26 protein-coding genes are annotated in these 25,370 nt (G+C 37.8%); 14 read left to right on the plus strand and 12 right to left on the minus strand.

Annotation, left to right across the window (positions count from 1 at the left end; genetic code table 11):
* Positions 1-162: 162 nt before the first annotated feature.
* Together MOMA_RS05800 and rpoZ are read right to left on the minus strand one after the other, a co-directional pair.
* Positions 163-2,325 carry a RelA/SpoT family protein gene (locus tag MOMA_RS05800; RefSeq protein ID WP_009501546.1) on the minus strand — a complete coding sequence of 721 codons (2,163 nt, stop codon included), beginning with the start codon at positions 2,323-2,325 and terminating at the stop codon, positions 163-165.
* Between the two features lie 365 nt (positions 2,326-2,690).
* Positions 2,691-2,954 carry a DNA-directed RNA polymerase subunit omega gene (gene rpoZ / locus MOMA_RS05805; protein ID WP_040625234.1) on the minus strand — a complete coding sequence of 88 codons (264 nt, stop codon included), beginning with the start codon at positions 2,952-2,954 and terminating at the stop codon, positions 2,691-2,693.
* Positions 2,955-3,134: 180 nt separating this feature from the next.
* Here rpoZ and MOMA_RS05810 point away from each other — a divergent pair, with 180 nt between their 5' ends.
* Positions 3,135-4,118: a tetratricopeptide repeat protein gene (locus tag MOMA_RS05810; RefSeq protein ID WP_009501548.1), complete on the plus strand. Its 984-nt coding sequence runs from the start codon at positions 3,135-3,137 to the stop codon at positions 4,116-4,118.
* Positions 4,119-4,137: 19 nt separating this feature from the next.
* Here MOMA_RS05810 and rnt read toward each other — a convergent pair whose 3' ends face one another.
* Together rnt and pyrC are read right to left on the minus strand one after the other, a co-directional pair.
* Positions 4,138-4,812 (minus strand): ribonuclease T, encoded by a 675-nt coding sequence (gene rnt, locus MOMA_RS05815; protein WP_009501549.1) that lies wholly within the window; start codon positions 4,810-4,812, stop codon positions 4,138-4,140.
* A 121-nt stretch (positions 4,813-4,933) separates the two neighbouring features.
* Complete coding sequence (gene pyrC / locus MOMA_RS05820) at positions 4,934-6,007, minus strand: dihydroorotase (protein WP_009501550.1); 1,074 nt, start codon at positions 6,005-6,007, stop codon at positions 4,934-4,936.
* A gap of 296 nt (positions 6,008-6,303) precedes the next feature.
* On the opposite strand from pyrC, the gene MOMA_RS05825 reads away from it, so the two are divergent.
* The gene (locus MOMA_RS05825; RefSeq protein ID WP_009501551.1) at positions 6,304-7,533 is read left to right on the plus strand and encodes an argininosuccinate synthase; all 1,230 of its coding nucleotides are present in this window, start codon (positions 6,304-6,306) and stop codon (positions 7,531-7,533) included.
* A gap of 132 nt (positions 7,534-7,665) precedes the next feature.
* On the opposite strand, the gene serS is transcribed toward MOMA_RS05825, so the two are convergent.
* On the minus strand, positions 7,666-8,934 hold the full coding sequence (serS, locus tag MOMA_RS05830; protein ID WP_009501552.1) for a serine--tRNA ligase: 1,269 nt from the start codon (positions 8,932-8,934) through the stop codon (positions 7,666-7,668).
* A gap of 245 nt (positions 8,935-9,179) precedes the next feature.
* Between serS and MOMA_RS05840 the strand changes: the two genes are divergently transcribed.
* The 4 genes from MOMA_RS05840 (at position 9,180) to MOMA_RS05855 (ending at position 12,218) form a co-directional block, all read left to right on the plus strand.
* Positions 9,180-9,836 carry a YcxB family protein gene (locus MOMA_RS05840; RefSeq protein WP_009501554.1) on the plus strand — a complete coding sequence of 219 codons (657 nt, stop codon included), beginning with the start codon at positions 9,180-9,182 and terminating at the stop codon, positions 9,834-9,836.
* Positions 9,837-10,047: 211 nt separating this feature from the next.
* Positions 10,048-10,551, plus strand: coding sequence for a Dps family protein (locus MOMA_RS05845; RefSeq protein ID WP_009501555.1), 504 nt, complete (start codon positions 10,048-10,050; stop codon positions 10,549-10,551).
* A 238-nt stretch (positions 10,552-10,789) separates the two neighbouring features.
* Complete coding sequence (locus MOMA_RS05850; RefSeq protein ID WP_009501556.1) at positions 10,790-11,554, plus strand: DnaA ATPase domain-containing protein; 765 nt, start codon at positions 10,790-10,792, stop codon at positions 11,552-11,554.
* Positions 11,555-11,573: 19 nt separating this feature from the next.
* Positions 11,574-12,218: a DUF2057 family protein gene (locus MOMA_RS05855; RefSeq protein ID WP_009501557.1), complete on the plus strand. Its 645-nt coding sequence runs from the start codon at positions 11,574-11,576 to the stop codon at positions 12,216-12,218.
* A gap of 68 nt (positions 12,219-12,286) precedes the next feature.
* Here MOMA_RS05855 and gspM read toward each other — a convergent pair whose 3' ends face one another.
* A complete protein-coding gene (gene gspM, locus MOMA_RS05860; RefSeq protein ID WP_009501558.1) occupies positions 12,287-12,748 on the minus strand; it encodes a type II secretion system protein GspM in 462 nt (153 codons plus the stop codon).
* Positions 12,749-12,786: 38 nt separating this feature from the next.
* A complete protein-coding gene (locus MOMA_RS05865) occupies positions 12,787-13,968 on the minus strand; it encodes a GspL/Epsl periplasmic domain-containing protein (RefSeq protein WP_009501559.1) in 1,182 nt (393 codons plus the stop codon).
* A gap of 204 nt (positions 13,969-14,172) precedes the next feature.
* Here MOMA_RS05865 and ykgO point away from each other — a divergent pair, with 204 nt between their 5' ends.
* Complete coding sequence (ykgO, locus tag MOMA_RS05870) at positions 14,173-14,313, plus strand: type B 50S ribosomal protein L36 (RefSeq protein WP_009501560.1); 141 nt, start codon at positions 14,173-14,175, stop codon at positions 14,311-14,313.
* A gap of 30 nt (positions 14,314-14,343) precedes the next feature.
* On the opposite strand, the gene MOMA_RS05875 is transcribed toward ykgO, so the two are convergent.
* From MOMA_RS05875 to MOMA_RS05895, 5 genes are all read right to left on the minus strand, one after another.
* Positions 14,344-15,408 (minus strand): asparaginase domain-containing protein, encoded by a 1,065-nt coding sequence (locus MOMA_RS05875; RefSeq protein WP_009501561.1) that lies wholly within the window; start codon positions 15,406-15,408, stop codon positions 14,344-14,346.
* A complete protein-coding gene (locus MOMA_RS05880) occupies positions 15,401-16,129 on the minus strand; it encodes a Smr/MutS family protein (protein ID WP_040625160.1) in 729 nt (242 codons plus the stop codon). The genes MOMA_RS05875 and MOMA_RS05880 overlap by 8 nt, the downstream gene beginning before the upstream one ends.
* An 85-nt stretch (positions 16,130-16,214) precedes the next feature.
* On the minus strand, positions 16,215-17,834 hold the full coding sequence (locus MOMA_RS05885) for a glycosyltransferase family 2 protein (protein WP_009501563.1): 1,620 nt from the start codon (positions 17,832-17,834) through the stop codon (positions 16,215-16,217).
* On the minus strand, positions 17,831-19,396 hold the full coding sequence (locus tag MOMA_RS09580; RefSeq protein WP_009501564.1) for a phosphoethanolamine transferase: 1,566 nt from the start codon (positions 19,394-19,396) through the stop codon (positions 17,831-17,833). Before MOMA_RS09580 ends, MOMA_RS05885 begins: the two co-directional genes overlap by 4 nt.
* Before the next feature lie 26 nt (positions 19,397-19,422).
* Positions 19,423-19,854, minus strand: coding sequence for a helix-turn-helix domain-containing protein (locus MOMA_RS05895; protein ID WP_040625239.1), 432 nt, complete (start codon positions 19,852-19,854; stop codon positions 19,423-19,425).
* Positions 19,855-19,972: 118 nt separating this feature from the next.
* Between MOMA_RS05895 and MOMA_RS09875 the strand changes: the two genes are divergently transcribed.
* The 7 genes from MOMA_RS09875 to MOMA_RS05930 are packed head-to-tail and all read left to right on the plus strand — an operon-like array spanning position 19,973 to position 25,347.
* Positions 19,973-21,604 carry a DnaJ domain-containing protein gene (locus MOMA_RS09875; RefSeq protein ID WP_009501566.1) on the plus strand — a complete coding sequence of 544 codons (1,632 nt, stop codon included), beginning with the start codon at positions 19,973-19,975 and terminating at the stop codon, positions 21,602-21,604.
* Between the two features lie 9 nt (positions 21,605-21,613).
* Entirely contained in the window at positions 21,614-21,817 is a 204-nt protein-coding gene (locus tag MOMA_RS05905; RefSeq protein ID WP_009501567.1) for a hypothetical protein, read from the plus strand.
* An 11-nt stretch (positions 21,818-21,828) separates the two neighbouring features.
* Positions 21,829-22,191 (plus strand): hypothetical protein, encoded by a 363-nt coding sequence (locus MOMA_RS05910; protein ID WP_009501568.1) that lies wholly within the window; start codon positions 21,829-21,831, stop codon positions 22,189-22,191.
* 10 nt (positions 22,192-22,201) lie between these two features.
* The gene (locus MOMA_RS05915; protein WP_009501569.1) at positions 22,202-22,408 is read left to right on the plus strand and encodes a hypothetical protein; all 207 of its coding nucleotides are present in this window, start codon (positions 22,202-22,204) and stop codon (positions 22,406-22,408) included.
* A gap of 9 nt (positions 22,409-22,417) precedes the next feature.
* Positions 22,418-22,882, plus strand: a complete 465-nt coding sequence (locus tag MOMA_RS09905) for a surface-adhesin E family protein (RefSeq protein ID WP_009501570.1) — start codon at positions 22,418-22,420, stop codon at positions 22,880-22,882.
* Between the two features lie 8 nt (positions 22,883-22,890).
* A complete protein-coding gene (locus tag MOMA_RS05925; RefSeq protein WP_009501571.1) occupies positions 22,891-23,442 on the plus strand; it encodes a hypothetical protein in 552 nt (183 codons plus the stop codon).
* Between the two features lie 21 nt (positions 23,443-23,463).
* Complete coding sequence (locus tag MOMA_RS05930; protein ID WP_009501572.1) at positions 23,464-25,347, plus strand: DUF4407 domain-containing protein; 1,884 nt, start codon at positions 23,464-23,466, stop codon at positions 25,345-25,347.
* Positions 25,348-25,370: the final 23 nt, after the last annotated feature.

Consider the following 25,370-nt stretch of genomic DNA (forward strand, 5'->3'; position numbering starts at 1 on the left):
AAAATGATAATAATTATCATTTATTATACAACAAAACACCAACAAAATACAATTGTGTAAGAAAAATAAAATGCAAGAAAAATAAAATTTTAGCCACGCACAGTTGCAAATACAGTTAATTGCAAATACAGTTAATTGCAAATACAGTTAATTGAATAAGCGTTAAAACTCCTCAAGCCATTGGTAGAGTCGCTGAATGTTGGGATAGCCAAGTGCATTACGCAAACGATGGATAATATCCGATAATTGTTCGCGGTTTTCAATGACTAAAAATAACAAGCTGTGAGCGTGAAAATTTTTCACCGTTTCCACCCCTGCGTTGGCTTCACGCACCTCAAAAATCACCTGACTGGTTTGTTCATCGCTAAGTGGCATGGAAATTTTTAGCACCGCATCAAAGAAAAAACGGTGTTCATCGGCGTATTGTTCAAATTGTCGCCAATGTAGTGGAATGACTTGATAGGGATTTTCACGGCGAATTTCATCAATGGAAAAGCATTTATGACGATGCACAACCAGGCCATTTTTGGATAAATGCCCCACGATGCGATCGCCATAAATCGGATGGCAACAACTGGAAAAATCAACCTCGACGCCAACTGCATCGGCAATTAAACTTTGTGGTTGATGGGCGTTATGGGCAATTGCTTGATTTTCAGCAAGCTGTTGTTGGCTAAATAAACGCGATACCATAATTTGTGGCAATATCACGCCTGTGGTAATTTGTTGGTACAACTCGCTTTTTTCTTTAACGCCACGCCAATCGAGCAGTTGCTGCCATTCTTCATTGCTTAATTCATCAATGTTGCGACCTTGATTTTTTAAGGCACGAGCAAAAGCATCATGCCCATGTTGTTGGCGCTGTTCATCGGTTAAGCCTTTTAACCATTGACGTAAGGCACGGCGGGCTTTATTGGTTGCCACAAAACCAAGCCACTCGGCTTTCGGTTCAGCTTTCGGATCACTTTCAATTTCTACATATTGCCCAGATTTTAACACACTACCAAGTTTGGCTTTTTCGTTGTTAATGTTTGCCCCTGTTGCACTATTGCCAAGCCCTGTACTCACCGCATAAGCAAAATCCAAAGCCGTTGCACCGCGTGGCAGTTCGTGAGGATCGCCGTTTGGGGTATAACACACAATTTTGCGTTCGTGTAGATAATCCATCAGTTTGTTTACAGTATCCAGTGCATCATCGGCAAGGTTGTCTTTATCCACAAGCAAACTTTGCAAATTGCGTAACGATGCTTGCACCACCGAGCGACTCACCGCCGATGCACTATCACTCATTAACACACCAAGCCGCGATGCTTGCAGCATGCGTTGAGTTAAAATCACCACCTCGATACTGTCAAAATCCCTCTGATAAGTCAAAGTTAAAGATTGATTGCCTCCGGCTAATGGTTTACGGATATTGTCAGCGATATTTTCGTTTGGAATTTGGTATTTTTTGATAAGATAATCTGCTACTTTATCACAATCTTCTACGCTATTTAGCACCATCATAAAGGCATATTGGCGTAACAAACTGCTCATATCACCACGGTTGTTAAAAAATTGGCGGTATAACACCACTTTATTGTCAATGTCTTTAATATCACCGCAAATATTTAGTTTATTTAATACAATATTTAAGTAAGCATAAATATTTTCAGTCTGAAAATTACGCCCCAAACCATGTTGCAACATTTTGTCTGACAAGGTATTGTACATTTGTGGGTTTAAATTGCGATAACACAAAATCTCAATATAATCAGCGATATTATTAAGCCCCATCAACCGTGCAAAAGGCACATAAAAATCAAGGGTTTCTTGGGCGGTGGAGCGTTGTTTTTCTGGACGAACGGCGTCCATGGTTGACATATTGTGCAGGCGATCGGCAAGTTTAACAATTAATACACGCGGATCTTCTAAGGTTGCGGTAAAAATTTTGTGAAAGGTGCCTGCTTTGGTGGTTTTTTTATCTTTATTTTTATCGGATTTTAATTTGGTAACGCCGTCTACGATTTTCACCACATTTTTGCCAAATAATTCATGAATCTGACTTTCGGTAACTTCTGTATCCTCTACCGTATCGTGCAAAATTGCTGCAATGATCACATCTACATCTAAGCGAAAACCCGCCAAAATTTCGGCCACTGCAACTGGGTGGGTGATATACGGTTCACCTGATTTACGCTTATCTTTGATATGGGCTTTATCACCAAAATGACAGGCTTGCACCACTTTTTGTTGGTTTTCGTTTGAAAAATAACTGATTGCTCGCATTAAAGAGGCGACCGCATCATCAACGAGCGGATGGCTAAATTTTTGGTTAATTGGCATAAATTCCCCCTAAAAAATCGTGGCTAAACAGACAAAACCCTATTTTTAACTTAATTCTTTTTAACTTAGCTTAGCTTAACTTAGCTTTTAACAATAATATATAGGTTTTTAAATTAACATAGGGAAAAATGACCAAAAAACAACCATCAATAACAAAATATCCTAATTTAAACATGAATTTTAATAAACTGTCAATGTTTTTATTATTCAAAAAATTGATGTTTGGTATTTAGATAAAAAATAAAACAACCAACAACCAACCAATCAGCAATCAACACAAAAAAAACAAAAGCCATCAAAATGATGACTTTATGTGTTTGAATGGAATGTGTTTGAGCGGATATGCCTAACGTGTTATTAGTTTGTTAAAAACCATGACCGCTTGATAAGTTTAATTCGGCACGTTGAAATTTTGGGTTTTCGCGTTCTGGTTGGTTCAAAATATCACGACCAACCAAACCATCAGCAATTTCACGCAAAGCAATAACTGTAGGCTTATCATGATCCGGGTTTACCATAGGTTCGGATATGCCACGAGCAACTTGATGGGCACGCTTGCTTGCCACCAAAATCAAATCAAAACGGTTGTGAATATTTTTAAGACAATCTTCTACAGTGACTCGTGCCATGATATTACCCTTTTTAACAAAATTTTTTACAAAAAAAATTAACAAAATAAAACCACCATTGTAACAAAGATTATAAAAAAATGCTATGCCAAAACAACCCACTATCAAAATTTTTTTACTATTTGGGTGATTTGGGCTAAAATGGGGGTTTAAATTTTAACAAATTTTGCTGAGTGTTTTATGACCATGTCAACAAAAGCCACAAGCCCTCCTGATTTTATCGTTATTGCCGATGATGACAATCCGTTGATTGATACATTGCAAGCGACAGAATTGGCAGAATTGGCGAATTTATGGACGCAAGGACAAACAAATTTTGAGAAAAATTATTTTGCCAAGCACTTATTTCAGCCAACCAAAACCATTGTTGCACATTGTGAATATGGGTTGGGTGATTTTCATCATGTCAGTATGCAAATTGCAGATGAAATGGGCGAGCCTGAAAATCAGCAGCAAGCGATAGAAAATTTACCACCAATTGAACCAAAAACCAACAAAGCACAGCCAACAATAATTAAGCATACCAAAACCACCAAAGCCCTTGCCAATCCAAAATTACATAAAAATTTACTCAATCAAAAAAAATCCATGATTGATACGCAAACTGTTGCCAAAGACAGCTTTAGCGAATTGGAGCATGATTTACAAGTTATTGATTTATCGGACAATGTTTCTAAAAAACATCAACAAATTTACCATCAGGCACTTGAGGTTTTGGCCAATCCAAAAGTTAAAAACCATCACCAAAAAGCCCTTGCAGTTGTACAAAAATTCGCTCATGCCAATAGCACCGATGCCATGTTGCGTTTGGCATTGTGGGCGTTGCGTGGCAATGCTTATTTGGGAATTGACAAAAACAGTGAACAAGGATTAAAGTGGCTAAAACAAGCGGCCAAATTGCACGATAATCGAGCACAAAAATTGTTAAGTAAGTTGTATTTTAGTGGCGATCTGTTGGATTTGGACGTCAAACAAGGCGAATATTGGCTCAATCAGGCAGCCAAACACGGTCATAATCAGGCTAAACAATTGCAACAAGCGTTTAACAGTGCAGAAATGTTAAAACAAACACGCACCGAAGAGAACAAGTATTGGAAAAAATTGGGCTTATTGGTGATTTTGTTGGTGTTTGTTTTGTTCGCAGTTTTGTTGGTTAAAATCTGATTTATGTTTGAGTGTCTTTTTAAGGACTTAACGTGTTTGGTTGAGTGTTTGTGTCATTTTTTTGGATAAAAGTGCTTGTTAACATCGGATAATTGTTGAGAATATGACAAAATAATTCTGCGGTTTTTTGGGTATCGTACAAAGCAGAATGGGCGTCATTGCCACTAAATTCAATGTTTGCGTACTGACAAGCACGTGCCAGCACAGTTTGGCCAAATGCCAAAGCCGATAGCGTTACTGTATCCAGCACTGAAAACTGATGAAATTGGTTTTGATTTTTGGTGCGTGTGCGTTCAATGAGTGCATTTAAAAAATTTAAATCAAAATGGGCGTTATGCCCCACCAAAATACATTTGTTGCAATGGTTTTGTTGGCGAATGGTTTTTAAGTGTTTAAAAATGCGTTTTATCGCGGTTTTTTCATCTTCGGCAATTGCTTTGCGCATCGGACTGTCTACTTTAATTCCTGTAAATTCTAACGCGCGTTGTTCCAAATTTGCCCCATCAAAGGGATCAATGTGGGCGTTGATTGCTTCGCCTGGGTAAAATTTGCCCTCGTGATTGAGTAAAATTGGAATGCAGGCAATTTCAAGCAAAGCATCGGTTTTTGGATTAAAACCTGCGGTTTCTACATCTACCACCACAGGCAGATAATTGCGAAAGCGTTCAGAAATTGGTGATAATTTAGCAGTCATATACACTCTTTTTAGTAAATATTTTTTTAGTAAATATTTTTAATAAAAACTTTAGTAAAATTTATTATTTTTGTTTAATTGTTTAATTGTTTAATTGCTTAATTGGCTTTAAATTTGTGGCTTATACAGCAAGTCCAAAAGGCAATACTTTCCAATCAAGTTTTTGTCCTGCCATGAGTGGTGTTAAAGTTTTATCACCTAAATATTCATAAAAATCAGGTACTTGCCATGTATCACGCACCAAGGTTACTTTATCACTGTTGACAGGCAAGCCATAAAATTTTGCCCCATTAATGCTCATAAAAGCTTCCAATTTATCCAATTTATCCACTTTATCAAAGGCTTGGGCGTATAGCGACAGGGCAAGCGGTGCGGAGTAACAGCCGGCACAGCCACAGGCATTTTCTTTGGCGTGTGTTGCGTGAGGGGCTGAGTCTGTTCCTGCAAAAAATTTTGGGTTGCCACTGGTTGCCACATCAAGCAGCACTTGTTGATGACTTTGGCGTTTTAACACAGGCAAGCAGTAAAAATGCGGTTTTAAGCCACCAACAAGCAGATGATTGCGATTAAACAACAAATGTTGTGGGGTAATCGTGGCACATATATTTTTGCTTTGTGATAGGACAAAATCTACCGCATCGCTGGTTGTGATGTGTTCAAATACGATTTTTAGTTTAGGAAATTTAAAGATTAATTGGGTTAAAACTTCATCAATAAACCGTTTTTCGCGATCAAAAATATCCACATGTTCATGCGTTACTTCACCATGCAACAATAAAGGCAAGCCTAACGATTCCATTTTGGCAAATACGTCCGTGCAGTGATTGATGTTGGTAACGCCGTCATCTGAATTGGTGGTTGCTCCTGCAGGATAAAGTTTTACCGCCTTGACAATGCCAGAATTTACCGCTTCTTCGATATCTTGTGCTGTTAAGTTTTCGGTCAAATACAGCACCATTAACGGCTCAAACTGTTGGCTGATACTGTCGCTTGGAATGTGGGCTACAATGCGTTCGCGGTAGGCTATGGCTTGGGCGGTGGTTTTAATGGGTGGCACAAGATTTGGCATACAAATGGCACGGCGAAAGTTGGCAGATACATGTGGCACAGTGGTCGCCAAGGCATCAAAATCACGCAGATGGATATGCCAATCGTCAGGTGCGTTCATAGTCAAGGTGTTGATGGATTCTTTCATGATAATTTCGCTTTTTATTTTTGACAATGATTTTGGACAATGTTCGGTAAAAAATTTGGCTAATGATAGCAGTTTTTGAGCAAAAACAACACAATTAAACGCAGGTTTTTTAGGCTTTTTAGATTTTACTTGGCTTAATCATTGGATTTACAATCAAAAGTTATGAATTTTATAAGCATTTTTTGCAAAATTTTAGCACTTTTTGTTTACACTTTGGCTAAAATTAGGTTACAATCAACACAATTTTTCTTTTTTGCAACAAGTTTTTTAATGAAACAAAACCACTGGAGGGATTTATGTCAAATTCACACGATATCAAAAAAATCGTCCTTGCTTACTCAGGTGGCTTGGATACATCGGTGATTTTGCGTTGGCTACAAGACACTTATAACGCGGAGGTGATTACTTTTACCGCAGATTTGGGGCAAGGTGAAGAGGTTGAGCCTGCGCGTGCCAAAGCCCAAGCTATGGGTGTTAAGCACATTCATATTGAGGATTTGCGCGAAGAGTTTGCGCGTGATTATGTGTTTCCGATGTTTCGTGCCAATGCCATTTATGAGGGTGAATATTTGCTCGGTACATCAATTGCACGGCCATTGATTGCCAAGCGTTTGGCAGAAATTGCACGCATGCATAAAGCCCATGCAGTTTCTCACGGTGCAACAGGCAAGGGCAACGATCAGGTGCGTTTTGAACTGGGTGTGGATGCGTTGGATCCGAATTTGGTAACCATTGCTCCTTGGCGGATTTGGGATTTAACCAGTCGTGAAACCTTGATGGCGTATGCCAAAGAGCACAACATTCCGATTGATTTTGCATCAGCAACGAAAAAATCACCGTATTCTATGGATGCAAACTTGTTGCATATTTCGTATGAAGGCGGTGTGTTAGAAGATCCATTGACTGAAGCTGAAGATGACATGTGGCGTTGGACAGTTAGTCCAGAACAAGCTCCAGATACGCCTGAATATGTGGAATTAACCTATAAATCAGGTGATATTGTCGCCATTAACGGTGAGGTATTAAAACCGCATGAGGTGATGATTAAACTTAATGCACTGGGTGGCAAACACGGCATCGGGCGGCTTGATATTGTAGAAAACCGCTATGTTGGTATGAAATCGCGTGGTTGTTATGAAACACCAGCAGGCACGATTATGCTAAAAGCCCACCGTGCTATTGAGTCCATCACGCTTGATCGTGAAGCGGCTCACTTAAAAGATGACATTATGCCACGTTATGCCAAACTCATCTATAACGGCTACTGGTGGAGTCCTGAACGCAAAATGTTACAAGCGTTAATTGATGAAAGCCAAAAAGATGTAGACGGTTTGGTGCGTTTAAAACTGTACAAAGGCAATGTGATTGTGGTTGGACGTGATTCTGAAAAATCACTGTTTGACAGCAAAATCTCAACATTTGAAGATGATGCAGGTTCATACAACCAAAAACACGCAGAAGGTTTTATCCGTTTAAATGGTTTACGTTTGGCAATTGGTGCAAAAAAAGGGCGTAACATGGACTGATTTTATGCGTATAAGTTTTTATGCGTATAAGTTACAATGTTATAACAATAGGTTGTCAAATTGACGACCTATTTTGTTTGTTGTATTCTAAACAGTTTTTTAACAGTTTTTTAAGTAATATTTAAGCAGTCTTTAACCAATCACATCACAACCCATAAACGGACGCAACACTTCTGGTATGCCAATTGTGCCATCGGCATTTTGGTAATTTTCCATAATAGCAAGTAAAGTGCGACCGATCGCAAGCCCTGAACCGTTTAGGGTATGCACAAGTTCACTTTTTTTGCTGTCTTTTGATTTAAATCTTGCTTGCATGCGTCGTGCTTGAAAATCACCACAGTTGGATACGCTTGAAATTTCACGGTAAGTATTTTGGCTTGGCAACCACACCTCGATGTCATAAGTTTTCATTGCCCCAAAACCCATATCACCGCCACAAAGTACAATTGTGCGATAAGGCAACCCCAAACTTTGCAAAATAAACTCGGCTTGTGCAGTCATCTCCTCCAATGCTTCCATAGATTTATCAGGGTGTACAATTTGCACCATTTCTACTTTTTCAAACTGATGTTGACGAATAAGTCCGCGCGTATCTCGCCCTGCAGATCCTGCCTCGCTTCTAAAGCAGGGCGTATGGGAGGTAAGTTTAATCGGTAAATCTGTATCGGCCAAAATCACATTGCGTACGGTATTGGTAAGTGGCACTTCACTGGTTGGAATCAGATAATACGCTTTATCACCACGCAATTTAAACAAATCTTCTTCAAATTTTGGCAATTGCCCTGTACCTAACAAACTGTCAGAATTTACCATATAAGGCATATACATCTCGGTGTAGCCACGCTGGGTATGCACATTTAACATATAAGCAACCAGTGCACGGTTTAATTTAGCCAAGGATCCTTTTAGAACGCTAAAGCGCGAACCTGTCAATTTGCTTGCCAATTCAAAATCCAATAAGCCCAAATTTTCACCCAAATCACTATGATCTTTGATGGCAAAATCAAAAGTACAAGGTGTGCCCCAACGACGAATTTCTACATTGTCATTTTCGTTTAATCCAACAGGCACACTGTCATCGGGCAAATTTGGCAAGGCTAACAAGGCTTGTGTTATGGTTTCTTGGAGTGTTCTTAATGCCTCTTCAGCTTGTTTCATTTGTTCACTGATGGTTTGCATGTCATGCATTAACGCATCGGTATTTTCACCTTTGCGTTTTAATTCACCGACTTTTTTTGCACCTGCGTTTTTTTTGGCTTGCAAATCTTCGGTTTTCACCTGCAAGACCTTGCGCTGTTCTTCTATACCCAGCCAAAATGTTTTATCAAGCTTGTAGCCGCGTTTGGCAAGTTTTGTAGCAACGGTATCAAGTTCGGTTCTTAATAGTTTTTGGTCAATCATGCGAATCTCTTTGAATATATTCTTGGATAAAATCTGCCAATCAAAATAATGGTTAAAACAATGGTTAAAATAAGTGTCATCATAGCAATTTTTTGCCAAATTTTCATCTTTATTGCCAAATTTTTTATATTTTTTTGCTTTTTTACAAAAAATTGGGAAAAAAATTGGCGTGTTGGTTTATTTTTTAGCAAAAGCAAGGTAATATAGTCAATTTTGCAAACAACTTTTAATGGGAATGAGGGATCATGGCGCTTTATCCTTATACGTTGCAACCTGTGGATTTAAATTTGACTCAAGCGGAATTTCGTCAAGCTCAGACACAGCTGTTTGACAGCAATAATCAACAATTGATGAAAATTGGCATAAAAACTTGGGTAATTGTTGCGATTGTTGGTGCGATCGCATTGGCAGGCATTGTGTTTTTGCAAGGCTATTCCAGTATTATTTTTTGGCTTATGCTTGTCGGTGTTGCAATTTATCTGTTGGCGCGTACTTATGGCCTAAAATGGTATGCCAAGCAAGAGTTTGAAAAACAAATGACCGCCCAGCCCATGCCGGACGAAATGAAAACCATGAAAATTGGCATTCAGCAACACGGTTTGGTGATGAGTATGCCACTAAACAACATGCCAAAAATGCCAAAAGGTTATAATCAACCGCTTGTGCGTGGCAATCAAATGCAACAAGCCATCATCAAATGGGATAATATTTCAAATTGGCAAGAAACCACAGATTTTATCGTCATGATGTTTGATGTGCAAGGGCAACGAGGCAGTCAAATTATCCCAAAACGCCTTGAAAAACAAAAATTTCCGATTGAAACCTTGAAAAATCATTTACAAGAATATGTTGGTATTCAAGGTTTTGATCTAAAAGACAGTCAAAACCACAATAAGGCTTAGAAAAATAAAACTTAATAAATCAAAACTTAATAAATTAAAACACAACAACAAAAAAACAACAGTTTCTTTTTGCTAAATCACACAAAAATTTGCTATGCTAGCTATGCTATTATTGCATTGCTGTATTTATTGCATTGCTATATTTTTGAATGAAAAAGTTAAAAAAGTTAAACAATTACCGAAAAAACAACCGTAACACAAGGAGATCATCATGGCAAAAGCCACCACTTCCAAAAAACCTGCCACAAAAAAAACCGACATTGGTCTTGAGGCATCGGATTTAAATAAAGTAGCCGATCAACTCAATGCAATTTTAGCGAATTACCATATTTTTTATATGAACGTGCGTGGTTATCATTGGAATGTTAAAGGTTCGGATTTTTTTACCTTGCACGTTAAATTTGAAGAATTATACACCGAACTGCAATTACAAATTGACGAAATTGCCGAGCGTATTTTAACCATTCGCGGAACGCCAGCCCATGCGTATAGTGATTTTGTGAAAGTATCCAGCATTAAAGAAGACAAAAATGTTTTTGATGGGCGTGGCTGTGTGCAAGGTTTGTTGACAGGGTTAAGCGTGTTAATTGCAAAACAACGCGAGGTGATTGAGTTTACCGAAAGCGTGGAAGATCAAGGCACGGCGGATATTTTAACAGGTTATGTGCAAGCCCAAGAAAAACTTATTTGGATGTACAATGCTTATTTAGGCTAAAGCATTGACAAAGAAATCTTAACAATCAGAAATATTAACAAAAAGCGATTTTATAAAAAGTCGCTTTTTTATTGGCTATTTTGTCAAAAATTATAAAAAATTAAAAAATTATCAATTTATAAAATTTTTCACAAAATTTTTACCCAATATTGACAAAAACCGTTATAATAAGCAAGTTTATTGTTTTTAACTTTTATGTTTTTTTAACTTTTATTGTTTTTAACTCACGAGTGTGTGAATGGCAGAGCAGCAACTTAGCCTTTATTTAGATATCAAACAAGATGCCAGTATCAGTGATTTTGTCGGGCCAGGGTGGATGGCGATGGTGGATATGGTGCGTCAGTTGCACATTGGGTTGTTATCACAGATTTACCTATATGGCGATGCAGATACTGGAAAAACCCATTTATTATCAGCGATTTGTGAGTCATTTCGTGATAGTGGCAAGTCGGTTATGTATTTGTCGCTTAAGGATTTGTTAACCACCGATCCGATGGTGCTAAACGCCCTTGAAAGCATGGAGGTGATCGCCATTGATGATATTGACAGTGTGGAGGGTTATGATTATTGGCAAGAGGCGATTTTTCATCTGATTAATTTGAGCAATGAGTATGGGCATACCTTGATTTTTACCAGTCGTAAGCCTGTTGGCCAGTTGGATTTTAAATTAAAAGATTTGGTTTCGCGGTTGGCAAAATCAGCCACGTTTCAGTTGCCATCAGGGGCAAATCGTCAAGATCGAGAATTGATTTTGCAAGCAGTGTTAAAACGTCGCAATTGGCATTTTGACCCACGCATTATTGAACATTTGTTGGCAAAAGGCCCTGAACGCATAGGGGCGATGCTTGATGTGTTAACTTGTTTACAGCCTATATTTTCTAATGTGCGCAATATCACCAAAGCCAAAATTGCCCAAGCGGCACAAATTATTGATGAACAAACCTTGTTGCACGAAGTTAAAGAATTTGATTTTGATGAAGAAGAAAGTTTTTTGGATTTTTAAATGCTTAATGGAGTAAAAAATGCTTTTGGTTAAAAAATTAGCCCTTGTTGGTCTAATCATAATGAGTATGCCTGCGGTGGCTGAAGTTACCTTAAATGTGGGCGATTATACGGTTGTTACAGCGATTAATGGACAAGAGATAAAAACTGGGCTGTTTTCTAAACCAAAACGCCAGTTTATTTTAACGCCGGGCAAACACGTCATTACAGCAAAATACCACAGATTGTATGATCTTCGTCAGGATCAGCACGATATATTGCGTTCTGGCAATGTAAGTATTCCTGTGGAATTGGCGGACAACCAACGCTATACGCTTGTTATGGCAAATCAGCCAGATGATTATCAAGATGCCAAAGATTATGCAAAAAATCCTACGCTGGCGGTAATGCAAGGTGTTAATACCATTGCCAGTAAAACTGGTGTTGCTGGCGATTCGGATGTTTTTATGGGCTTGAGTTCGGCATTGGGTGGTGTGTTTGGTGGTTCACAATCACTAGAATCCAATCAACAAACGATTGGTGCACTAGAAAACACAACAAAAAACACAGCAACAACTGCCAATGCATCTGCTCCTAAAGACAACACATTGGATCAATTTATGCAATTATGGCTACAAGCAACGCCGACAGAACGTGAAAAAATCCGCCAATGGATCGCACAATAATTTTATAATTTTGCATGGTAAATTTTACCATTTCTTACCATCAAGGCTTGACAAATAAGGCGTTAAAATTAATACGATACCACGCTTTGTACATCTAATTTGTCAGGGCTTGTTTGGTTAATTTGTAATTGTTGAATGTTAAAACCTTGTTGTTGAATTTGATTAAACACATTGTTTATCACAATTGCTTGTGAATGGCTAAAATTCAGTTGAATGTTTTCCCCTGATTGGGCAACCTGTCCTGTTACGCCTGATTGTGTTAAAATTTGTTGTAGGCTGTCAACTGGGTTTGTTTGGTTTTGGCTTGGATTGATATTGCCTGCTTGACTGCGTAACCAAAACACATCGCTTATCGCTGCGTCATAGGCTTTTTGACTGGCGTTGGCTTTTTGATGTAAGCTGTAACCACCATAACCAAACACCAAAAATCCTAAAAATACCCCCAATACCCACAACGCCAATTTATCACGAAAGGCTAAACCGTTATACTTTTCGTGTAAATTCTGCCAAGAATTGGTTAATTGTTTCATTGAAAATACCGTATTAATTTTAAAAAATTCATTGTGTTTTAAGACAAACCAATCTCTACCGATGCAACCGCTCCTGCTTCGCTCGGTGTAACCGTCCCTAATTTTGCATGAATCTGCTGGGTGTTTAGGGCGTTTATTGCACGGGTTAGGCTGTCGCTGTCTTTGGCAATGAGTTGTAATTGTAAGCGATTGTTTTGGTAATTAAGCTGCTTGGCAATGATCTCATTTTGTTGCAAAATTGGCTGAATGCTAGCCAACACGGTCATTAAGCCGTTATCATTATTTTGTTGATTGATGAGTTTATTGGCAATTTGTTTGTCAATTTTTAAGCGAGGGTTAAAACTTTCATTAGGAAACCATTGTTCATATTGTTGTTTTAGCAAGGTTTTTGTGTGTTTGGTGGCTTGTTGATAATGATAAATGCGCAAACCATCGACAACAAACAAGGTTAACAAGGCCAAAACCACCACAAAACCGATGACTTTGGCATAAGGTGAAATGCGTTGGTTTTTTTTGTTAAGGGCAAAATTTAACGCATGACGTTGTGGTTCGGTGATTGGTTTTGGTGAATAATTATTTAATTGATAATCAATATTTTCTAATAAATCAAGTTCTTGTGTCAGCTTTGTATCGATATTGCCTGTGAGAGTGATTTGCCATTTTTCTGAAGTTTGTTTTAATAATTTATGTAAAAATAATGGTAAATGTGGTATAGCAAAACCTTGCTGTTGAGTGGTTTTTAGCAATTGTGTGGCATTGTCTTGATAAAAAATTGCTTGGTTGGTGGTTGTGTCTGAATCGTTGGCATTGAATAAATAATCATCTAGCAAACAAAAATCCGGTAGCATTGCGACGATATTAAGCCCTGACAAATTTGCCAAATTCTCCCACTGTTTACGGTCAGATGCGTGGAGGGCGTATAAATTGTTATTATTTAGCGTTTTGATTTGTAAGTCTTCCACAGGGGCTATGCTAAGTTCTTCAAATAAATATTTTCGCCCCAGTTCACCGAGCTGTTTTAGTTGCGTGGCATTTAAATTTGGCTGAATGTGAAGCAAAAGCATGCTTGGAAAATACAGACAAGTTTGTTTGTTTTTTGGGTGTTGCAAGCCGATTAAAGTTGCAAGTTCTTGCCAATTTTCGGCAATTTGCCAATCTTGACTGGTCGCTTGCCAAATCCGAAGCGGTGCGTTGGGAGATGGGAGCCAAATATGTATCACGAAAGTTGCCTTGTTCGGTTCGATGGTTGATTTAAATGTGCGTGTTCAAGGGTTTTAAATGCTACATAGTAGCATAAAATCGGATATGAATAAATAAAACAATTGGAAAAACTTGCAAAAATAAGCATTATGTTATAATATAACATTTTACCCATTATGGATTATTTTTGTAGACTATTTTTTATTGTTAATCGGAGTATTTGTATGCAAGTATTAAGCTCATTAAAATCTGCCAAAAACCGTCATGAAGACTGTCAAATTGTGCGTCGTCGTGGGAGGGTTTTTGTGATTTGTAAATCCAATCCGCGTTTTAAAGCGGTGCAGGGCAAGGGCGGTAAAAAATAATTCATTCAACCGTTGGGTTTGGGTGATATTTTAGTTTTTCTTTAACATTTTTTGCCAAACTTGACGTCTGTTTTGTACTTGATTAACCGTTGCAACAAGCCACAACAAGCGGGCAAAAATTGTTGCAACGGTTAAACTTTCTGTGTTGAACACATAAAATTCATTTAGCCATGCGCCGGCCTGATAGCTGTTGCTTACACCACCAAAAGGGCATTGGGTGCTAATTGCAACCAAGCAGTTTTGCGTATAGGCTTGGATTAAGGCTTGTTCTACTGCTTGGCTGTGCGGTAAATTTCCTGCACCAAAACCCAATAAAATCAAGGCATCGGGTTTGTGTTTTAGCATGTTTTGCAAAAGGTTTGCCAAATCATCGCCTGACATTGGAGTTAAAAAAATTGGCAATATTTTAGCGTTTGCCAAATTTTTTAGGGTATTGTCTAGATTTTCTAAATGCTGTGTTAACCAAATTTCACGTTTGGTGGTAAATTGCTTGTCGGTAAATTGATGGTAACTGGTTGCAGGGTAGCCGGCGTTTTGATGTCCTGTAAAGGCAATGGTATCGTGGCTGTGGATTTTTTGTACGGTTTGGGCTGGCCAATGGTCATAAGCAAAGCATGCGTATACCCCGGCTGTACCTGTGAGGGCTAAATGACAGCTTTGTAGCAGATTTTTACTGGCATCGCTGGCAGGATTTAGCGTGTATTTGGGTGAAAGTGGCTGTAGCAGTGGTTGCATTGCCCCTGTTACAATCACGCAAATATCACTATCAGCGAGACTGTGTGCCAAAAACGCCGCCAAATAACTTAGTGTATCCGTACCTGTTAGTAACACAAACTGATAAATGCCGCTTTGATAAGCCTGAATAATCAACTGATAAAAATGAGCAAAATCAGCAGGCGTTAATTGACTGCTGTCTTTCACAATTGGATTGGGCAGAATTTGCCAATGTGTGGTGGTTTTGTGGGCAAAATGTTGCTCTAAAATATCGGTTAAGATAGGTAAAAATGTGGAATTGTCAAGGCTTTTTAGCGGATTGCCATGACTGCCAAACGTTCCACCTGCATAGATGATTCCAATGGTTGCTGATTTAGGCATTTTTGGCGGCTTCCGATTTTTTTAACAATACCAATACCGCACCGTTGCCACCTTGTTGAGCAGGGGCGGAGCAAAAAGCCAAAACTTCAGGGATTTGGCGTAACCAACCATTTACGCAGGTTTTTAAAATGCTGTCTATGCCTTTGCCATGAATGATTTTTACCGAACTTTCGTTGGTTTTGTAGGCTTGTGTGATGAGTTTACTGACTGCTTTTTTGGCTTGTTCAATGTTTGAACCGTGCAGATCTACTGCATCATGCCAACGGATTTTGCCTTGTTTTAATGCGTTAAATACTTTGTTGGGTAAGGTTGGTATTTTGTAGGATAGATAAGTATCACCTGATACAGGGTTTAATAGAGCCTGCATGTCAGAAAGTTGGTGATTGTTATCATCAGTATTGCCTTGGGCGGCGGCACGTTTGGCAAGAGTGGCAACATCGGATTTTTGGCCAAGTTTGTTTGTGTTGGCCAGGTTTTTATCAGCTCGGTTTTTGTCTTTGATGGGACGAACACCTGTCATAGCTTGCATAAATAGCAGTTTGTCATCGTCAATGTGTTCACTGTTGTATTGTTTGACTTGTTTGGCAACTTGGTTTTTGCTTGGTAATGCGACGTTTTCGACAGGTTTGCTGTTGTTGTTTAAGGTGCGTCCTTTAGAAAGTTCGGTTTTTAGCTGTTGCAATTGGGCTTGCATTTCGGTAGAAAAAAGGTTGTTTGACATGACTGGCTCTTTTAATTGGTTGGTTTTTGGCATTATAAAATATTTGTGCGATCAAAACAATCCGATTGGACTTGGTGTGCAGCGGTTAGTTTTTGTGCTTTGTATGGTTTAACCACCATAAAATCAGGTATTTATCCAAGGTATAAAACATCAGCACCACGGAGGCAATCAAGCCATAACGCCCTGCTAAAAATTGTCCACGCATGATGTATTCACGCATAAACGAAAATCCAGCACGCAAAAGTATGCCAACAAGTGAGCAGCGTTTGTTTTGACGGTGTTTATCCACCGCCCAATCATGGGCATAGCGGATGCGTTTGTCAATATAATGATACAAATCATCGTTGGTGTGGTGGTGCTGTAGTCCGTTTAATTTTACGATGGCAGCGTTTTTGCTGTCCACAGATTCATGCACGTCCAAGTCATTGTAAGCAAAATTATTGGCATACAAACGATTTTCCCAATCTCGATACCAACCATTTAGGTGGGTTGGCACGCCACAAAAATAGTTAATCCGAGCAAAGGCAAACACTTTATCCCGTTGCACGGGCTGCTTTAATACCAAGGCTATCGCGGTGCGTAAATTTTGGTCAAGGCGTTCATCGGCGTCCAGCACCAAAATATAATCGCCCGTTGCATAGCTTTGAGCCAATTGACGCTGTTTGCCAAAACCTTGCCAATCGGTATTGACATGCCATTTTGCTCCAAATTGTTTGGCAATTTGTTCGCTATTATCGCTGCTGCCACTGTCTAAAATCACAATTTCATCGGCTAAATCTTTGGCGGTTTGTAAACAAGCTGACAAATGTTTGGACTCGTTTTTGACAATCATCACAAGCGACAAAGTGGATTTTTTGTCGGATAAATCAACGGGTTGTAAATTTTTTGTCAGGGCGGTTGAGTGCAAAAAAGCGGCGTTGGCTTGATTGTGGCTTAAATCAAAAAAAATGGCGTATTTATTAAAAGTGTATTGAGTAAAAAACAGCGAATACATCAGCCCATACGAGCCTTGCAAAAATCTGCCATCAATAAAATATTGCTTAATAAAAGCCCATAATGGATTTAAAATAATTTTGCTAAATTTACTTTTTTTACCTTGTTTATGTCTATCTTCCGCCCATGCTTTGGCATACGATAAGCGTTTTTTTAGCCAAAATAACGGTGTGGGAGCGGTGTGATGATGTAAAAATCCGCCAAGTTTTTTAGTATTGGCTTTGTTAGTATGGGCATTGTTTAATACAACCGATTCATGCACCAAATTATCATCATAATAAAAATGTTTTGGATACAGACGCCAATGGGCTTTTACGCCCCATAACGCATTGTCAATTTGCTGATTAAAGATAAAATCCAGTCGTTTTATACCATAAACCGTATTGTCGGGTTTGGTGTTTTTAACCGCCAAAATGCTTTGTTTAAGCTTTGGGGTAATTTCTTCATCGGCATCTAATGCCAAAATCCAATCGCCCGTTGCATAGCTTTGGGCTAATTGACGCTGTTTGCCAAAACCTTGCCAATCGGTATTGACATGCCATTTTGCTCCAAATTGTTTGGTAATTTGTTCGCTGTTATCGCTGCTGCCACTGTCTAAAATCACAATTTCATCGGCTAAATCTTTGAGTGGTGGCAGTGAAATTGCTAAATTGTTGGCTTCGTTTTTGACAATCATCACCACTGACAATGTGTATTTTGATGATGGTGTCATTTTGGTGGCTCCTTAATTTCGCTTTCTTTTGGCAATAACAGCTTGCCATCAAACGGTGCTAATTTGGCAAATTCCGTCGTGCGTTCAATAAATACAGGCACGGTATTTAAATCGGTTTGCTCGGTTTGATTTAAAAAAGTATTTTGTGCTTGATTGTAAGTTTTAATGCCAAGCCAATCGGTTAAATACCATACAAAACCGTAACCTGCTTGTGGCTTATTATTTGTTATTTGTGTGGTGTCATCACTGGATAATTTAAACAGGGGTGTGCTTAGGGTAAATTGGGTGGCATCGTGTTTTAATTTGGTTTGATGTAAACCGTGGTCGGAAGTATAAACCATGCTAAACGGCTGGTTGGCGGTTTGCAATGCTTGATAAATTTGTTTTAAAAACATATCGGTTTGGTAAATGGTGCTTAAATAATCGGATAAATACCCATTGCTAAAGTCAAAACGCGGTAGATTTTTATCCAAACGCTTCACAAAACGCGGATGCGAACCCATTAAATGTATCATAATTAATTTGGGTTTATCACTTGGTTCGTGAATAACTCTTTGAATTTCTGGCAACATTTCATAATCAAAGCGATGCGATGCAACAGGCACATGTTCGCCATAAAAATACAAATAATCGGCGTGATTGGCAACATAAGAAATTTCACTGTCATAAATGCCAACGCGGTCTTGATTGGAAAGCCAATAGGTTTTTATGCCAACTTGTTTGGCCAGATTTAAAATGCTGTTTTGAAATTCTATTTCTTTTGGGTTGGGAATGCTCAAAAGGCGTGGCACAGAAGCGGCTGTATGTCCGGCCGGTGAAATAAACTGGGTGTATTTTATACCGTTTACGCTGTCTAAAAACGGCGTGGTTTTCACAGGATAATTATATGATGACATATAATATCTTGACATACTTTCGCCAATTACAAAAACGTAATTTTGATATTTGGGGGTAAAACTTTTAACTTGCCAAGCGATTGGTCTTTGTGAAAGTGTTGCCAACTTGCTATTATACTCTTTATATTCGTGATAGCTCTTCACTGTATAAGGAATTAAATTTAAAATTTCAGAATAACCCCATTTAAAACTTGATCGTCCAATGGGGGCAATGCTGCCAATAAATAACAGCGTTAAGACAATGCTAAAACCTTTAAAAAATTTGTGCTGTTTTGTTGTGATTTTGATCTTTTTGGTTAAATAAATCACAGTAATAGTGGCTACAATAATAATACAATAAAGCAATAATGTAAATGGATCAAAAAATTCTGTGGCTTCATTGACATTGGTTTCTAAGGCAGCAGCAATAATCGCTGAATTTGGATAGCCAAATTGCCAACCAATGGGAAAATATACCACCCATAATAATAAAAGTGGGCTAAACACTTTAAACACAATGGGCTTAAACCATAGACAATTTAGAATGAGCCAAATCAGCAAAATATCGTGGATTCTGGGCGTGCTGCCTACCACGCCCCAACATAAAAATGCAGCAAAGATTAAAGTGGCGATAAAAACAAAATAATTGTAATATCTGAACGGTTTTTTGTGCTTGGTGAGTGTCATAGCAGTGCTTTTATTTTCATGATACTTTACAGGGCAATCAATTCATCTTTTTTATTGAGTTCTTTGAGTGCATTAATAATATCATCTTTTTGGTTTAGGAGCAGTTTTAAATCATCAATGCGTTCTTGTTGATGTTTTAAAATAAGCTGTAGTTTGTCTATTTCCGCGGTCAGTTTTGCAACATCGCTTTGCAATTTTTCGTCATGGTTATAATAATTGTTGTTACTGTGATAATTTTCACCAATTTGCACAATGCTTTTATGCTCTGATTTTAATAATTCAGCAAATTGCACATCAAGCAATTCGGCAATGTCATGTAATCTTTTTAAATTTGGCATGCTTTTTCCTGCTTCAATTTTGGCATAGCCATTACGACTTAAACCCAATTTTTCGGCCATTTGCTCTTGTGTCCAGTTGCGTTCTTCGCGAAGTATGCGAATGGTGTCAAAGTCAATCATAAAAAAATTCCTAAAATGCCAACTGGCAGTTGGCAAATGCAAGGTGTGGGTTGGTTTAAAGTTTGGTTGGTTTATTGTAACATAATTTTGCTGAAATTTATAAATTTTAATTAATATCATGAAAAAAATCAAAACACACTATGACAATTTGGGTGTCGCACGCAATGCCCAGCCTGAAGTGATTAAGGCGGCCTATAAGGCTTTGGCACAAAAATATCACCCAGACAGAAATCCTAATAATCCTGATGCCGAGCGCATTATGAAAATCATCAATGCTGCTTATAATGTATTGATTGATCCTGTGAGTCGCGCCGAGCATGATCGCTGGATAAAAGAGCAAGAGGCAAAACTTAATGCCAATGCCAATCAAACCAATGCCAATCAAGCCCATCAAACTCAAAATAACAGCTCAAATCGCACATGGAATAATTATACCAATACGCAAAACAACACGCAAAACAATACGCAAAATCATCAAAACAACAATCAGCAAAATAAAAAGTCATCGTCTTGGTCGGTTCATGGGAGAATGAAACGAAGTACTTATGCTTTGTTGGGTATTCCTACTATCATTGTATATTGGACTATGCGTATTGGTGCCACAGGCATTGCCGAGGGAATGGATACCTATGTTTTTAGCGAATTATTATTTTTAATGTTACTAGAATTACTACCACTTTACTTTTTGTTTTTTTTATCCATCAAAAGAGCACACGATTGTAATCTGAAAGGTTGGTGGGTTTTAATTCCATTTTATATATTCATACTGTTTTTTAAGAATCCAACCAAAGGGGTTAATCGTTTTGGTTATGATCCAAGAGAAGAGTATGTTGACGATGGAAGGGAATTTGAAAAGGAGTACTCTTTTTGGTGGATTGTTGGTTTTAATCTTCTATTGAATCTGATTCAGATATCTAGTGCTGTAGCACAACAACCCAAACCTGATATCGATACAAGCAGCCAAACCACCGAAAGCACCTATTCCACCGAAAACAACAATCAGCCTGAACCACCAACGCCCCCAGTGGCAACCACAGCGGTATACACGCCAACAGAAACACCAACAGAAACGCACACAGAGACACGCAATGAACCCAGTCTAAATGTTGCCAAATCTGAATATGACAGGGCGGTGAACAATATTAACTATGTTTGGGATAGTTTGCATCCAAGCGTGCGTGATTTTTTGCGTGATGAACAAAAAGCCATTAACAAAAAACGCGAACAAGACTGTAAAGCCTATGGCAACAATCAAAGCAGCAATAAAAATACCGCCAAGGCTTATCGTTATTTGTGCGAAGTGCCACAATTAAACGAGCGGGCAGAGTATCTAACAACCCAGTTAAATACGGTGATAACGCCACCGATTAGTCCACAGCCCTTACCTGAAACCGGTGCAACCAACAAACCTAATTTACACGGTGATTCGCCTTTACAAATTAAAACCAGTGCAGGCAGTCATTATTGGGTAAAAATTGTTAAGTCCTATAATGAAAAAGCTGAAATCGTCAGTTATTTTATTCGTGGTGGCGAAACTTTAGATGTGAATTTGCCAAGTGGAGAGTATATTATCAAATACGCTTATGGCGATACTTGGTATGGTAGAGAGCATTTATTTGGTGAAAATACGCGTTATTCTAAAGCCGATGAAGTTTTAGATTTTTATTACAATCAAGGTTATACCATCGAACTTATCCAGCAGATCAATGGCAATTTACACACAACAGCAATTGACGAAAGTCAATTTTAAGGAGTTTTTATGTCAGAAAATCAACCTAAAGCCAAACAGAAATTCCCAATTTGGATACCTATTGTGTCTATTATTGTGGCAGTTGTTTTAAATGCAGGGCCGTTGCAATATGGATTTTATGAATTAGCAATGGTTGATATTTTTGGTTCATTTCTTGCGAATTGTTTTATTTTATATCTTATCAACGGTATTGTTAATCTGTTTAGGAAGTAAAAGGAGTTTTTATGAAAAAATGTATGAAAAAACTGGCGTTGTTTTTATTGTTAGGCTTATCAATCAACGCTCAAGCCTATGAAGTAAAAAATGTTTGTGCCAAATACATGACTAATTACAGTTGGTCAAAATCTTATAGCGTGCAAACCCAAATCTATGAAGGGCGAGAACTAAATCAAGCCACTGGCAATCCGTATTTTGGTAATTATGATATGTTTAGCCATTATGCGGTGATTTGGTGGGATAGAGGCAAAGCAAGCATCATTAAACTTAATTTTCATGTTGCAGGCAGTATGCTTTTAAACAGCAAAGGCACAGATCAAAATGGCCGTCAGTGGCAACTTTCCGATGACAGCTATGGTTACTGTTTTTAAGGAAACTATCATGCCTGATGTAAATAAAAAAGAAGCAGCATTTGGTGTATATGTATTTATTGTGGTGGCAGTTAGAATTTTTTTGAGTGCTGTTATGCCAATTTATGCCATTGTAAAAGATGTGCAAAATGACAAAATCATGTGGGCGGTGGCTGATTTTGTGTTGTTTTTCCCCATTGGTACAATCCGTGGGTTAATGTATTTATTTGAACTTTAAGGAATTTTTATGAAAAAATTAATGTTAGCAAGTTTGTTATTAATAAGCAGTCAAATGACAATGGCAGCGGATTGGGCGTTAGTTGGAACAGGTATGGCTGGAAAAAAAATCAGTATTGATAATGACAGTATACAAGGCTATTATTTTAATGGCTATGACAAAGACAAGTATTATGTAACCGCTTGGGTAAAATATAACTATCCAAAATTGCAGACGATACCTAGTGGTAAATCCAAGGGTAAAAAATACAAAGAAGACAGAAGTTTTTGGTATGCAGATTGTTTAAATAATAAACATAACATAGGTGAGATTCATTATTATTCTGTATCGGGCGCTGTGGTTCATAGTGAAAAATATTATGTCAGTACATCCAGTTCTGATAGTTGGGAGAGAATTATTCCTGATACAGTAGGTGAAAAAATAACAGAACGCATGTGTGCAATATATCAACTAAAACAATCTTATAAAAAGTAAGGATTCTGATGAAAAATAAACCATATTTAACCGTGCTATTTTGCACCATATTGTTTAGCCAATCTGCGTTTGCTATTTACATTCCTGATCTGTTTGGAGCGTATCAGCGCGGAATGGAGCAAGCTCAACGCGACAATGCCCGAGATGCTTATTATTACCAACAATTAAATCAACCTAAAATTTTCTTTGAGGTGATTAATAGAAAAAGCGACAAAACAAAAAATAATTTTAACCTGTCTGTGAAAAACGGTGATATGTTGTGTTGGAGTGTTTATAACCTTGCATATGATGGTGTATATCAATCTCTAGAAATTATCAACATGCCTTATCAAGGTGAATTTACCGGTCAATCGCTAAATAATGATCAACAAGCCATAATAAATAAAATGTATTTAAACAAAAATACAATTGCATTTACCAAAAAGTTAATCAGCGAAGATAATCAGATTTATACTTGTTGGGGGTTTCACCCGAAAAATACTCCAAAGGGCAAATATATCATTTCTATTGTGGTGGGTAATAGAGATTTTGGTGCAAAGATGTTTAATATTGTAGATTGAGTAATTATTATGTTGAAGAAAATGTTGAAGAAAATTTGGTATTTTTTAACTTTTAAGACTTATGGGAGCAATCTGTTAGATTCAGATGGTGCAAAGCACTTAAGTGCGATTGCGGTGATTGTGTCGCTTGCTGCCTTGTCTGAGGGTTTTGCATGGGGGCATTTTGGCAGCAGTTTTACACCTGATAATCCAATCTTAGGTAGGGCTGCGCTTGGTATCTTTGTTTTTTTGTTATTTTGGTTTTTTGATCGCACCATGATAACGCAAGATATGATGGGTGAAGAACACGCCAAAGTTTTAGAAGGAGAGGAGTATGATTCAAAAGAAAAGAAGAATACATTTATTTTTCTTGTACAATTAATTAAAAAAAATAAGAGCATATTTATTTTTGCTATACGATTGGTTATCGTGGTAGTATCTTTGCGTATTACTGCTCCGTTTTTGACCCAGTTAGTCTTTAAAGCAGATATTGAAAAAGAAATACAAGTTCAATATCAAGACAGTATAGAAAAAGCCAAAGAAGAAACTCTTGGCAAAATAGAGCAAAAAATTAGCGAACAAGAAAACCATGTTCGCGAAATTAATGAAAAACTGCAACAAGAACTTAGTGGCAAACGTGGCACAGGATATGGCAAAGGCGTGGTAGCCCAAAGTATTGAGGCTGAACTTGCTGCTGCAAGTGCTGAATTTGAACAGCTAAAAGAACAATTAGCCAACACCAAAACTCGTTTGGATAATGCCATTATCCAAGATGACACTAAAACTTTGGAAAGTTTTGGCATTTTTATCGTCAAAGACAGTCCGCTTTTTCGTGCAAACTCTATCCAAAAATTAAAAACTCAGCCTGCTTTTCAAAATATCGAATGGGGTGTAAATGGCTTTTTAATATTGTTGGGTGTGATTTTAATTTTATCCAAATTGTTACAGCCGTATTCACTTAAAATGTATTACTCATCACGCTTACAAGAAGCATGGAGAAATTACAAAGAAGGCAATTATGATGATTATTTGCTTGAAAATGAAAAAAGCACTCGCATTCCAACCGATCCGATGCCACAGACATTTGAAAAAATTGCCATTCATTACGCCCAAACCAAAAACCAACGCCTAAAAGACGATGCCGAACACAAAGAAAAAATAAAACAAGCAGCATTGCAAGCTGAGCTTGAGCAACAAAAACTCAAAGAAAGCGAAAAGGCATATGATGAACATCACGCCAAAGAATTACAAAACAGCAGTTATGAATTTAAGGTAACAGGTGAGAAAAAAGAGCGGGTTGGTAATGCTTTAGATCAGACGCGTGATTATAAACAAAGGCTTATGCAAGAAAAACATCTTGATAAACAACTGTTAGAGGATAGAAAAAACCAAGTGGAACAAGAGTTGTTTGAGGTCAAGCGTATTTACGAAAGTCAATACGAAGATGCGATGGCACGCCAAAAACGCATGGAAAACGAACAAAGCAAATTGCTTGAATTACAACAAATTGCCAATGAACGCGAACAAAAAGACAAATCAAATGTAGAAAATGTAAAATCATTTATCGCAGTACAAGATGCTATAGAAGATCAAAAGCAAAAGATTAAAAACATGCAAGACAATCATTTAACTTTTGAGCGCGATATGAACATTCATAAAGAAAAAGTGGATAATCTTGAAAGTGAACTCGGTCGTATCATTGTGCAAACGCAAGCCATAAATGAAGAAATAGCAAGGCTTGATGAAAATATTGCAGTTTTAGAATGGGATAAAATAAAATTTTTTACCGACATTGCTAAAAACAGTCCCACCATTTATGCAAAAGGCGATGATATCGAGTTGGGTTGTATGATAAAAAAGATAAAAGAAAACAATGGTGTGTATGAGTTTACGCATTTTAACAACAACTCAAAAACAAATCGATGATAAATTTCTTATGCCAAAACTTT

The organism is Moraxella macacae 0408225 (genome assembly GCF_000320365.1).
Classification (GTDB): domain Bacteria; phylum Pseudomonadota; class Gammaproteobacteria; order Pseudomonadales; family Moraxellaceae; genus Faucicola; species Faucicola macacae.